The sequence below is a fragment of the Nostoc flagelliforme FACHB-838 genome, from assembly GCF_014698065.1.
Classification (GTDB): Bacteria; Cyanobacteriota; Cyanobacteriia; order Cyanobacteriales; family Nostocaceae; genus Nostoc; species Nostoc flagelliforme_B.
In genome coordinates, this window is the sequence record NZ_JACJSI010000008.1 from 150,804 (window position 1) to 164,111 (window position 13,308).

The following is a 13,308-nucleotide window of genomic DNA, read 5'->3' on the forward strand; positions in this document are numbered from 1 at the left end:
CAGCAATTCACTGAATTTAGCCACATTATTATGATCTTCGCAAAAATCTCAAGACATTGCACTATATATCTAAGTATATTTTTTATCAATAATAGCGCTCAACAATCAACTAAATTCCATTAAAAGGAGTACAGGGGTTTTAAATAAGCAAGTTTAGTATATTAGGCTGTCTCTGGCAGCATAATTCTGTTTTAGGAGTTTTTTCTCTCTTCCATAAATTTAATCAGCGGGATTTTTCTCTGACTTAAGGTATATTTTCTATTTTATACTTTAGGCTTAGTCCTTGATATTTGAAATATTCTTATGCTCAATATTCTCATTATTGTGACTATTGAGCAATTAACAATTATTTTTGGTGAATAATACGTGTTTTATACCCCCCTTTGAAAATTCTGCTAATTTAAGGACTTTCAGTAAAAAAACATCTTACTGTAGGGGCGCAAGACCTTGCACCCCTCTACTTTTTTGCTCAAAGACCTATAACATACTTTTGCCACTCTGTATGCAGCCCACTCTTAAGATGTTTGCTCACCTCGAAATAGAGGCTGCTATAAGGTTGACGAGGGGGATGACGCAAAGGCATATGAGCTTCGTGGGGAGTCCGGCTGCCTTTTTTGACATTGCAACGGACACAAGCGGTAACAATGTTTTCCCAGCTATCGCCTCCGCCGCGCGATCGCGGTATTACATGGTCTAGTGTCAACTCATCCCCTGTGTAGCCACAATATTGACAGGCATGACCATCACGGTGCAATATATTTCGGCGAGTCAGAGGAATTTCTTTATAAGGAACACGTACATAGTGACGCAACCGGATCACGGTCGGCAACGGGAAATCCGAGTAAAGGAATTTACCGTTGTGTTCCACGCGTTCTGCTTTGCCCTTAATCAACAGAACGACAGCGCGACGCCAGCTCGTTATATTGAGAGGTTCGTAAGAGGCGTTTAAGACTAAAACCTTCCCCATTTATCTGCGCTCAGGGTGTTAGCTTTACATAAATGTTAACACAAATACATCCTGCAAGGGAGATGATAATAAATTATACTTTCGGAAGAATTCGGAAATTAAGTTATGAATGAAAAGTTAGGAGTTAGGAAGTAAAATTTCTAACCAAACGCAAGAAAAACTTACCGTAGCTTAATGCAAAAAACGATGTTTTCATCTGGATAGATGGTTTTTAGCTGAATGGCATGCTCCTTTGGATGGAACTTTTAAGGTCAAAAGATAATTATTTTAAGGGTTTGCGCTTATTTTAGTGTCATTCGTTTTAGAAAATTTTTGCATAAGTCTTAAATTCCATTAACTCTTCACTTTTAAGTCACAAATCTTAATTTTTACTTTAATACCGCAACATCTTGTATCAATTCCAATATGAAGGTTAAACTTCCTAGTTAATCTGATCTGATCTCGCTTTTAGGAGCGTGTACAGATAAATAACTTGAAAGTATAGCTGTGGTGGGATAGGAGTAAGTACAAATGTTAAGTCGCAAACAAATCCCTGGTGTAATTACTAATCAGCAGTGCGACACCTACGCGTGGTTTTCGCAACGAGCTTGGGTAGAAATTGATTTAGGGGCGTTGTCGTATAACGTACAGCAATTGGTGCAGTTTTTATCGCCGCGTACCCAGTTGATGGCAGTAGTAAAAGCTGATGCTTATGGACATGGTGCGGTGACAGTTGCCCAAACTGTAATCGAATCGGGAGCTAGTTGGCTGGGAGTCGCTACAGTTCCAGAAGCTATTCAATTGCGAGAAGGCGGGATTCAAGCGCCCATTTTGATTTTAGGGGCAACTCATACAACAGAGCAGATTCATGCGATCGCAGAATGGAAACTTCAGCCCACACTCAGTAGCCCTAAACAAGCTTTGGTATTTTCCGACACTTTAGAATCGATGAATTATGGTTCTCCAGTGCCCGTACATATCAAATTAGACACAGGAATGTCTAGGTTGGGAACTAATTGGCAGCAAGCCGGTGAATTTGTGCAGTTAGTCCAGCGCTTACCACATCTATCTATTGCCAGTATTTATTCTCATTTGGCAACAGCAGATGATCCTGATACGACGGTAATGGAAGAACAGCATAGACGATTTGAGCAAGCGATCGCTCAAATCAAAGCAATGGGAATTCAACCACCCTGCTTGCACTTGGCAAACTCAGCCGCCACACTCACAGATTCAGCATTGCACTACGATATTGTGCGAGTAGGTTTAGCTGTTTACGGACTCTACCCAGCAACCCATTTACAAAATGCGATCGACCTCAAGCCAGTTTTGCAGCTTAAAGCACGAGTCACCCAAGTTAAAACAATTGCCGCAGGAACAGCTGTTAGCTACGGTCATCAATTTATTGCCCCGCGTGAACTTCGCCTCGCCGTCGTCGGAATTGGCTACGCTGACGGTGTGCCTCGCAGTCTTTCCAACAAAATGCAGGTGTTAATTCGCGGTCAGCGGGTGCCGCAAATCGGGACAATTACAATGGATCAGTTGATGCTGGATGTGAGTGCTATACCTAATATCCAAGAAGGGGAAGTAGTCACCTTACTAGGGGAACAGGGAAAAGAACAAATTTCAGCAGACGATTGGGCAGAACAATTAAATACTATTTCCTGGGAAATTCTCTGTGGCTTCAAGCATCGTCTGCCTCGTGTTGCAGTCATGTAAATGGGAATTGGGAATTGGGAATTGGGAATTGGGCATTGTTATTCTTCTCCCCCTACTCCCTCATTCCCTATTCCCAAAAATAATTTCTTATGGTATGATAATAAACTGATGCGGATGTGGCGAAATTGGCAGACGCGCTAGATTTAGGTTCTAGTTCCGAAAGGAGTGAAGGTTCAAGTCCTTTCATCCGCACTTTGAACAAATTGAATTGCCTTATCTAGGCTGGTAATGATACTTGAGTTAAAACTTCAAGCATATTTACCAGCCTATTTTAATGTTACTTAAATAAAAATATGTTTTCCTAGTTCCAGAAACGTAGAGATAATATCATGTTCGACTTAATACTTATGTCATTGCGAACGTAGCGCGGCAATCCCAAACCTTTGCGATTGCTTCATTCCACTTCGTTGCATTCGCAATGACATATTATAAGTGATTTGCCGAACATGATATAACTTCCAATTTTCGTTGGCTCTGTTAGCGCAACGGAACGTAGCCCATTCTAACCAGAAGCGGAGCGTCTCCGGCTTTGCTCCTGGATTCTAAATTCTGCTGTATATCAGTTTTATCATGCCTACCTACTTATTTCGATGACATAAGTTCCATTCTTCGATAGAGGGCGTTAAAGAAGCAACGCACCATTTGGAGCGTTTTTACTACCGTACTCTCGGCGGTAAAACATCCTACAAAAGATAAGTTTTGCATTCTGCTTAATCTACCTTTTTAAGTGTGAATATTCAAAAATAAATTTATTCTTGTAACTAAATCAGTATTATTGCTGTGGTCAAGTTGAAGTTAGTCAATGCAAAGTGGCTGCATATTGTGTTTACCTAGTTGAAGACTAAATTTTATTTAAGTGTAAATACAGAAGTTCAAATATATTAACCTTTACAAAATCAGTATTATTCCTGTGGTCATATTGGGGTTACTCAATGGAAAGTGGCTTCATCTAGCCTTGACATTTTTATGTCTTATTTCTCGAAAGATGTTTATAAATCTCAGTAAAAGTAAGTAAATTAATCACAATTTACGAATTTACTAAGATTTGCTCATCTGAAAATAACGTTACTGTCGTTAAGTTTCACCACAAAGCTAGATATCAAACGATGTACTTTAAAATACATAAATTTGATGCTTTTTACTTGATTTCAATTGTGGAATAACTTTGCACAAATTTAGCTTACACGTATCGAATTTAGCTGAAGTAAAAGGAAAATGAGCACAACTCCTATAGGTAGCTACAGGTTGTTCCAGAAACTACATCCGCTATCTCTGTTGGCACAATTAACCAGTCGGCGTGCTACAGGTTGCTTAAGCGTATTTACCGGGATAGTTTCTTGGTCAATCTATCTAGAGGACGGTAAACTTACTTATGCCTCCTATTCAGATAAACTGTTTGAGCGTCTTGACAGTCACTTACGGCGTTTGAGCCAGCAAATTCCTGCTCTCAACAGCGCCACCCGCGTGCAGATGCGGCTAATGTTTGAGACGAAGAACGAACATCAATCAATACCAAATGCAGATTACCAAGCTATTTGTTGGTTAGTCAATCAGGGCTATATTACTTCTGTGCAGGCAGGAAGCCTGATAGATGAATTGGCAAAAGAAGTAATGGAATCATTTCTATGTTTAAAAGAAGGTAGCTATGAATTCAGTCCAGAAAGCTCTTTGGATGAACTACCAAAATTCTGTCGCTTAGACTTGCGATTACTTGTTGAACACTGCCAAAAGCAGTTAAGAAATCGGCAAAATATCCAGTCATCAATTCCGGCTGGTGGGGGTTCCCAAGTTTTGTCTACAACACAACTGTCTCAACTTAAGCCACAGATGCAAATAAAAATTGGGCAAAAATTGCCGATACCAATCAATTTTGAGCTTCCTGAAAAAAATAAAACTACTCAGCCACCTGTTGGTAAAAAACTATATACAATTGCCTGCATTGATGATAGCCAAACAGTTTTGAATTCCATTAAACACTTTCTGGATGAAAACACATTTTCTGTTGTGATGATTAACGATCCGGTAAAAGCTTTAATGCAAATTCTGCGGAGTAAACCTGATCTGATTTTGCTAGATGTGGAAATGCCAAGCTTAGATGGTTATAAGCTATGTTCTTTGTTAAGAAAACATTCAACTTTTAAAAATACACCAATCATTATGGTGACTGGTAGAACGGGATTTATTGACAGGGCAAAGGCTAAAATCGTCAGATCATCAGGATATTTAACTAAGCCTTTTACCCAGTCAGAATTGCTAAAAATGGTTTTTAAGCATCTTGATTGATTTCAACAAGGCAAATAAAAATAACAAAATATGTTTAATTTAATTTTTTAGGAGATTTAATAGTGAGCCTGACTTTGCTTGGCACAATTCTAATTGTCGAAGATTCTCCCAGTGAATTGGAATTAATGAGCCATTATTTGAAAGAAAGTGGTTACAACGTAATTAAAGCAAGTGGTGCAAAAGAGGGTTTAGAAAAAGCGGTGTTACAAAAACCTGATGCGATCGTTACTGATGTCGTAATGCCAGAAATGAGTGGATTTGAATTGTGTCGTTCTTTGAGAAGAAATCCGATTACTGCAAAAGTGCCGATTGTGGTTTGTAGTTCAAAAAATCAAGAAATTGATCGTTTGTGGGCAATGAGGCAAGGTGCAGATGCTTATATAACTAAACCTTACACCCGCGAACTTCTCCTACGTACTATTAAATCAGTGGTAATTTGAATCAATGACTAGTACAAACGTTACTCTTTCTTCAAAACCAACTTTAAATAACTTGGCAGATGGTTATCTAAAGTTTCAGCTAAATCAACAAACTACTGCTGTTTTGTCAATGAGGCATACACAAGAAGCAATTATTGTGCCTGTTGAATCTATTACTTCGATGCCCAATATGCCGCCCTGCATTTTAGGATTAATGAATTGGCGGAGTCGGATAATTTGGGTTGTTGATTTGCCAAGAATGCTCAATTTAGAATCTTTAGATTATCGACTGCGACAATACAATGTGATCGTTATTCAAGTGGAATCATTGGTGTTAGGCTTAGTTGTGCAAGAAATAAAAGGTACAACCAAGTTCATCGTTGATGATATTCATTCTCCTATAGGACAAGTGGCATCCAGTTTAGTTCCTTATTTATGTGGGTGCGGTGTGCAAGAGGAACAAATATTACTGGTATTAGATGGACAGGCAATTGTACAGTCTTCTATTCTCCGCAGTGATTAGGGTGTACTACTAAAAAAAATATTTTTAGTATTCTTATTCACATACTTAGGAGAACTACTTTTATGTTTAATAAAACCAACACGAATCAAGGTAATAGCGCTCCAAATCGAGCATCACTGATTTCATCTCAAAAAGGTATTGGAACTGTCGTAAAGCTACCAACTAAGCTGGCTACTGAAACTGCTAATAATTCTTCTTTGAATCAGGCTATTGGCTATTTTATAAGGCTGGGATTGGTTAAGAAAGCGACTATTTTCGCGATCGCAATCGGTACAATACCAGTATTGACCATCGGCGCGATCGCTTTTGGTTTTGTCAATAAGTCGGTTACTAAACAAATTACTCAATCTCAACAAGCTGAAGTAACGGGTTTAAGTGATAAAGTTAACCGCTTCATGCTGGGACGCTACGGAGATATTCAGGTAATATCAAGTTTGCCTTTTTTGGCAAATTCGCAAAGTGGTGTCAGTACTCTAGATAAGCAAGCAGTTCTAAATCGCATTGTTGAAGTTTACAAAGCTTATGACAGTGTCGCTGTTTTTGATCGCCAAGGTAACTTGATTGTGCAATCTACAGGCGAACCCCTGGACAATCAAAAAGATCGTACCTATTTTCAAAACGTTTTACAAAAAGATACTCCTATAATTAGCAAACCGGAAGCAGCAAAAAATACTGGTGTCGTCAGTATTTATCTAGCTGCACCTGTGAAAGAGACAAGGACGGGCCAAACTATTGGCGTGGTACAAGCACGTATGCCCGTAAAATCTTTAGAGCAAGTAATTAAAAACTACCTAGGCAAGGGACAACAATACCATTTGCTCGATGCTTCGGGAAAAGTTTTATTGAGTCCACAACAGGCATTATTGGGGAAAGAGGCAAAGGGAGAGTATTCTAATTTACCGAAACTGTTGGCAGCCAAAAAGCTAGATAGTTTTATAGAAGTTCCTAAAACTCAGAAAAAACAAGAACTAGTTAGCTATGTACCAGCGAGTACGGTAGATGGCTTACCTGATTTAAACTGGCAGGTACTTTTATCTACAGACACCGCAACTGTATTTGAGCCACAAAGACAATTATTGTGGATTTTCAGCATTGGTACAGCACTGACAGCATTGATTGTCGGTGCGATCGCATCTCGGTTAGCTAAAGTTACTACACAGCCAATTCTCAATGCGAGTGCGGCATTAGCGAAGTTAGGTCAAGGTAAATTCAATACCCGTCTGGAAATCGAAAGAGAAGACGAATTAGGGTTATTGAGTGCAAATATCAACCTTATAGCCGAACAATTGCAGGTCTTAAAGGAACAGGAACTAGACGTTGAAGGGCAATCTAGGAATGTTGCAGTCATCGGTTCTGAGGACGAACGGCAGCAAAACGAAACACTGCAACTGCAACTTTTACAATTGCTCAACGACGTAGAAGGTGCAGCCAGAGGCGACTTAACAGTACGTGCAGACGTGACAGCCGGGGAAATAGGCACTGTTGCCGACTTTTTCAACTCCATTGTCGAAAGCCTGCGCGATATTGTTACCCAAGTTCAAGAAGCTGCTACCCATGTGAATAGTGCTATTGGCTCTAACGAAGGAGCCATCCGCCATCTCGCAGAGGAAGCACTTACACAAGCTGCTGAAATCAACCACACTCTTGATGCTGTTGACCAAATGACGCAATCGATGCAAGCCGTAGCCGAAAACGCCGAAAAAGCTGCCTTTGTTGCTAACCACGCCGCTCACACTGCTACCAAGAGTGAACACGCAATGGATTTGACAGTGCAAAATATTCTGTCTTTGCGCGAAACCGTTGGTGAAACTGCTAAAAAAGTGAAACGCTTGGGAGAGTCTTCGCAACAAATTTCTCGTGTAGTCTCCTTAATTAACCAAATTGCCATCCAAACCAACTTGCTTGCCATTAACGCTGGCATTGAAGCAGCGCGTGCAGGTGAAGAAGGTCAAGGTTTTGCCGTCGTAGCTGAAGAAGTCGGCGAATTAGCAGTCCGAAGTGCCGCAGCAACCCAGGAAATTGAACAAATTGTTGAAAATATCCAACGAGAAACCAGTGAAGTAGTGCAAGCAATGGAAATAGGCACTACCCAAGTGGTGGAAGGTACCCGCATCGTAGAGGAGGCTAAACAAAGTCTGGGTGAAATTTTGGATGTATCGTGTCAAATTGATTTCCTAGTGCAGTCAATTTCCACTGCAACTGCATCTCAAGTAGAAACATCGCAAAGTGTCAGCCAGTTGATGAAAGATATCGCTGCCATATCACAACGCACCAGCGATTCTTCTCGCCAAGTTTCCGAATCTCTGCAACAAACTGTGGAGATTTCCCAACAGTTGCAAGAGACTGTCGAGACTTTCAAGGTTAGTTAAGTTTGTCATTTGTTATTTTTCCTTTGTCTTTTGTCTTTTAAGGACTTCCAAGAAATAAATTACCCAACGAACCACAGAGACGCAGAGAACACAGAGGAATGAGGAAGAGAGAGTAGTTTTTGGATATTTTTTATTTGGAAGTCTTTTAACTAATGGCTAATGACCAATGACTAATGACCAATGACTAATGACCAATGACTAAGGATAAAAACTATGTTACAAGACAAAGAATTAGAAATCCAGATGCAGTTTCTGGAAGAAGCAATTGATTATTTAAATACCTTAGAAGGGGTATTGTTGGAAATCGATACTACTAACCGCATCGATTTGGATAAAATTAATGCTGCACTCCGGGCTGCTCATTCTATCAAAGGTGGCGCGGGGATGATGGGATTTAGATCGCTAAGTGATTTATCTCATCGTCTAGAAGATTCTTTTAAAGTTTTAAAAACTAAAAAAAATTCTTTAGAAATTGATACTCAGTTGCAAAGTTTATTGCTATCTGGAGTTGATTGGCTACGTCAGATTGTTGAATTGCTTGCAGAAGGCAATGTTGTTGAAGATGCGTGGTTAGCAACCTTTTGTTATCCAATTTTTGATGAGTTGCACGATCGCTTGGGCGACCCCACCCCGGAAGATGCTTCCACCATGCTATCCCCAGAGGATGGGCAAGACGTTATCCCTTTGCTATTTGGCACAGAAGTAGAAGGGTGTTTACAGCGTCTAGAATCTATATTGGCAGATAGCGAACAGCCCGGTTTGCATGAAGAAATAGTCATCATGGCGGCTGAATTGGGCGGTTTAGGGGAAATGCTTCAGTTGGCAGCTTTTACCAAGCTTTGTGAGTCAGTAACGCAGCAATTAGAAGCTGTGAGCAGCAATCGCATTCCCGAAATTGCTCAGTTAGCATTGCAAGCATGGCGGCGATCGCAAGCTTTGATATTGACAAATCAACTAGATAATTTACCTACAGAAATTGAGTTGGGTAATTACACGCGATCGCAGCCATTATTACCAGCAGAAGTAATACCAAAGTTGATTGCCACACATACAGCTAACCCAGATATGATTGACACATCTGTTTGGCAAGCCGAAATCACTCCAGAAACTTGGATTAAAGATGAAGCAATTGCAACTAATTTTACGTTTGTAGACGCAGAATTTGCTGATGAGGTAAATGGTGTCAATGTTACTGAACATAATACAATATTTGCTAAAGAAAATAATCCTCCAGAGGGCAGATTTGCCGAAAATAAAGGAGAGCAAGTTGGCGTTGCTAAAGATCGGGAAATCCATGAAAATACTGTCCGAGTTCCTAGCAAACAACTAGAGCAAATTAATGATTTATTTGGTGAGTTGATTGTTCAGCGCAATGGCTTAAACTCGCAACTAGAAAGATTACGTAAACTCGTTCGTAACCTCAACCAGCGAGTCCAAGTTCTCGACCGCGAAAATCAGGATTTACGTATAGCTTACGACAAAATTTCCACTCAAGCTGCTGGGGTGAGGGTGCAAGCTGAAAATGGTCATCAAACACAAGAGACAGATAGGGGATTTGATGCCTTAGAAATGGATCGCTATAACGATTTAAACCTGCGATCGCAGGAAGTTATGGAAACCATTGTTCAAGTTCAGGAAGTCACAACTGATGTGCAACTCAGTGTTGATGATACCGACCAAATTGCTCGTAAACTCAACAAAACATCGAAACAGTTACAGACTAAACTAAATCACATTAGGATGCGGCCACTATCTGATTTAGTCGAACGTTTTCCGAGAGCTTTGCGCGATTTAAATGTCGAGTATGGAAAAAATGTCCAGTTAAAAATTGAAGGTGGTAATACTTTAATTGAACGCAGCATTTTAGAAGCATTAAACGAACCTTTAATGCACCTATTAAGAAATGCCTTCGATCACGGTATCGAAGACTCTGCCACCCGTCGCCTTCTGGGTAAACCAGAACAAGGATTAATTGAAATTAAAGCTACCCACCGCAGTAATCGCACTCTGATTACGATCCGTGATGATGGTTGGGGCATTTCTCTAGAGAAAATTCGCACCCGCGCTTTAGCGATGGGATTAGATGCTTCTCTACTGGCTAATGCTAGTGATGAAGAACTATTATCACTCATTTTTGAAGCAGGTTTTACCACCTCCGAGCAAGTGACAGCATTATCTGGTCGCGGTGTCGGTATGGATGTAGTTCGTAACAACCTCAAATTAATTCGAGGAGATGTCAAAGTTGATACGGAACCCGGAGTTGGTACTACCTTTACCCTATCAGTGCCATTTACACTTTCTGTTGCACGAGTTCTGCTGGTAGAAATCAACAAGATTCTATTGGCATTTCCTACAGATGTCATTTCAGAAATATCTTTACTCCAAGACGAGCAAGTTTTGCAAATGGCAGGTAGCGAAGTTCTGAATTGGCAAGGAAATATGTTGCCACTAATTCGCCTGACTCGTTATTTAGAGTTTAATTGCTTGCGTTATGATAGCCCAGAGTTGGAGATTCCGGCAGCAATTAATAGTAACAGCGTGTTAGTAGTCAAAGGCAATAATCAGTTAGTAGCAATCCAAATAGACCGTTGCTGGGGTGAACAAGAAGTTGCTGTACGTCAAGTTGAGGGAAATATACCTTTACCTGAAGGCTTCAGTAATTGCACAATTTATGGTGATGGTCGAGTAGTGCCACTAGTTAATGTTAATGAGTTGCTGTATTGGATTGCTACAAATCGGCGAACTCATAGAGGTACTCAATTACCATCGGCAAGGTTAAAAACACCATTCCTGATATTTGATGAAGAGAAAATATCAGCAGCATCGGTTAAACAGAAAGGCACAATTTTAATTGTAGATGATTCAATTAATGTTCGCCGCTTCTTAGCTTTAACTCTGGAAAAAGGCGGGTATCAAGTAGAGCAAGCGAAAGATGGTCAAGATGCTTTAGAAAAACTCCATAGCGGATTGAGGGTTGAGGCGGTAATTTGTGATATTGAAATGCCTCGTTTAGATGGTTATGGATTTTTAGGTAAGGTGAATTCCGACGTTGATACAAAAAATATTCCAGTTGCCATGCTGACTTCTCGTAGTAGTAACAAACATCGGCAGTTGGCGATGCAATTGGGTGCTAGAGCTTACTTTTCTAAACCTTATAACGAGCAAGAGTTATTGCAAACGCTGGAGGAAATAATTCGTAATGTTGCAGAGAAGGCAGCATCTAATTAATAATTCATAATCTGCAATCATTAATTGAATTGGTATTAGTATCCTGGCGACTAGAAGTCGCGGCTACACAGACAAAACCCGCCTGCGCGGGTTAAAGGGTACTGGCAAAAATTTGGGTTTTTCAGATGCCTAGCTTTTTCGTGATACCATTTGTGTCAATTGAAACAATCTCTACATCAACTCAATTTGTAGTGAATTTATGGTAACTGTAACACTGACTGCTGTTGCTACTGCGATCGCAACTACACTTTGGACTAAAGCACAGGAGAAAATCGGCGAAAACCTTGGTGATGCTACATGGACGCTAGGTGGTAAGTTAATAGAAAAGCTCCGCCAGAAGAATAAATCGCCATTACTCACCAATGCTGTAGAGGGAAATGAACCGCAGCGTTTAGATTATGGTCAAGCAGTGCTAGAACTCAAAGCAGCAGCAGAACAAGATCCAGAAATCGCTCAAGCAGTTGTGGAAGTGGAAGCAGCAGCAAAAGCAGAACCAAAACTCACTCAAAAAATTCAAGAAATCGAAAATACCCTCAAGTCTCAACAGCCAACCATTCAAAATCTGACGCAGCTAGCAGAAAAAATCGGGGTTGTAAACCAAGGACAGATAAATAATCAAACTAATAACTTCACGTTTTGACTACAGTCGTCTCAAGGGGAGGATGGGACAAAGTTAACTCCCGATGACTGGCGTAAAATCTGCCGTGAAATACTGGTAGAACGGCGCAAGCTAACTACAAATCCTCTGACATCAACTGAAGGAGTCGCCCTGCAAGTTGATGATGTTTATGTGCCACTAGGATTAGTTGAGCGCAAAAAACCATCCAAGCCTCAAGGTGATATTTCTCCAGAACGGGGGTCAGAACTGTACAAAGAAACAGAAATCACCAAAACATTTGAGCATAATGTTTTTCTAGATGAAGTTCTCAAACAGAAAAACACGCCTAAAAGTCAAGGTAAGCGAATTGCGATTATTGGCGAACCAGGAGCAGGAAAGACAACACTATTACAGCAGATTGCTGATTGGGTATCTCGTGAGATTGACCAGTCGATTGTCATTTGGGTATCTTTAGCAGATTTGCGAGGTCAGGAACTAAAATCTTATCTGTTCGAGTCTTGGTTGACTCAGGTAGCTGAGAAAATAGGTAAAGCTGAAGCCACTAAGCAACTGAAGGATGATTTTGTTGCTCTGTTTAATCAAAAGAATGTCTGGCTGTTGTTAGATGGGTTAGATGAAATGTCCGCATCTAATCCTCTAACGGAGATTGCACGACAATTTCGTGGAGGGGGGTTAATTTCTCAAGTGCGAATTGTGCTGACCTGTCGGGTTAATTTGTGGGATGGAACCATTAATGCACTTGATGATTTTGATATCTATCGCAGTTTAGATTTTTCTTATCCAGAACAGGTAGAGAGATTTATTCAGAAATGGTTCGCTGCTATTCCTGAAACTGGAAAGCAGTTATGTACTGCGTTAAAAGAATCAGGTAAAGAACGGATTCAAGATTTAGTGAAAAATCCTTTGCGGTTGACGCTCCTGTGTTTAAATTGGCAATCGGGAGATGGTATAGCAAGCGCCAAGGCGGTTAGGACAAACAGTATAATTAGTGAGTAAAGTAAAACTAGATACAGATGAAGCGTTCAGCTCAAGGAAAGCTCATGCCAAAACCTTACAGTTACGACTTACGCCAGAAGGTAATTCAGGCAATAGAGTTAGACGGGATGAACAAAACGGAAGCAGCGCAAGTTTTTCAAATCAGTCGAAACACAATCAACCTATGGCTGCAACGAAAAGCCAGCACTGGAGATTATCAAGCATTA

The 13,308-nt window shown here is 40.4% G+C and carries 10 protein-coding genes and 1 tRNA gene; 10 read left to right on the plus strand and 1 reads right to left on the minus strand.

Annotated elements, in window-relative coordinates:
• Positions 1-469 precede the first annotated feature (469 nt).
• Entirely contained in the window at positions 470-967 is a 498-nt protein-coding gene (locus H6G97_RS06850) for an HNH endonuclease (RefSeq protein WP_185584956.1), read from the minus strand.
• Between the two features lie 510 nt (positions 968-1,477).
• Between H6G97_RS06850 and alr the strand changes: the two genes are divergently transcribed.
• The 10 genes from alr to H6G97_RS06900 form a co-directional block, all read left to right on the plus strand.
• Positions 1,478-2,665 (plus strand): alanine racemase, encoded by a 1,188-nt coding sequence (alr, locus tag H6G97_RS06855; protein WP_190939911.1) that lies wholly within the window; start codon positions 1,478-1,480, stop codon positions 2,663-2,665.
• A 110-nt stretch (positions 2,666-2,775) separates the two neighbouring features.
• Positions 2,776-2,857, plus strand: a tRNA-Leu gene (locus H6G97_RS06860).
• Between the two features lie 1,023 nt (positions 2,858-3,880).
• On the plus strand, positions 3,881-4,948 hold the full coding sequence (locus tag H6G97_RS06865) for a response regulator (RefSeq protein WP_190939912.1): 1,068 nt from the start codon (positions 3,881-3,883) through the stop codon (positions 4,946-4,948).
• A 62-nt stretch (positions 4,949-5,010) separates the two neighbouring features.
• The gene (locus H6G97_RS06870) at positions 5,011-5,388 is read left to right on the plus strand and encodes a response regulator (RefSeq protein ID WP_190939913.1); all 378 of its coding nucleotides are present in this window, start codon (positions 5,011-5,013) and stop codon (positions 5,386-5,388) included.
• 4 nt (positions 5,389-5,392) lie between these two features.
• Positions 5,393-5,890 carry a chemotaxis protein CheW gene (locus H6G97_RS06875; RefSeq protein ID WP_190939914.1) on the plus strand — a complete coding sequence of 166 codons (498 nt, stop codon included), beginning with the start codon at positions 5,393-5,395 and terminating at the stop codon, positions 5,888-5,890.
• Positions 5,891-5,952: 62 nt separating this feature from the next.
• Positions 5,953-8,259 (plus strand): methyl-accepting chemotaxis protein, encoded by a 2,307-nt coding sequence (locus H6G97_RS06880; protein ID WP_190939915.1) that lies wholly within the window; start codon positions 5,953-5,955, stop codon positions 8,257-8,259.
• A 213-nt stretch (positions 8,260-8,472) separates the two neighbouring features.
• Positions 8,473-11,487, plus strand: a complete 3,015-nt coding sequence (locus tag H6G97_RS06885) for a hybrid sensor histidine kinase/response regulator (RefSeq protein ID WP_190939916.1) — start codon at positions 8,473-8,475, stop codon at positions 11,485-11,487.
• Between the two features lie 199 nt (positions 11,488-11,686).
• Positions 11,687-12,127 carry a hypothetical protein gene (locus tag H6G97_RS06890; RefSeq protein ID WP_190939917.1) on the plus strand — a complete coding sequence of 147 codons (441 nt, stop codon included), beginning with the start codon at positions 11,687-11,689 and terminating at the stop codon, positions 12,125-12,127.
• 150 nt (positions 12,128-12,277) lie between these two features.
• Complete coding sequence (locus H6G97_RS06895) at positions 12,278-13,102, plus strand: NACHT domain-containing protein (protein WP_338421601.1); 825 nt, start codon at positions 12,278-12,280, stop codon at positions 13,100-13,102.
• A 44-nt stretch (positions 13,103-13,146) separates the two neighbouring features.
• Positions 13,147-13,308, plus strand: a 162-nt coding sequence (locus H6G97_RS06900) for an IS630 transposase-related protein (protein WP_190938912.1), incomplete at its 3' end; no start/stop codon positions are given.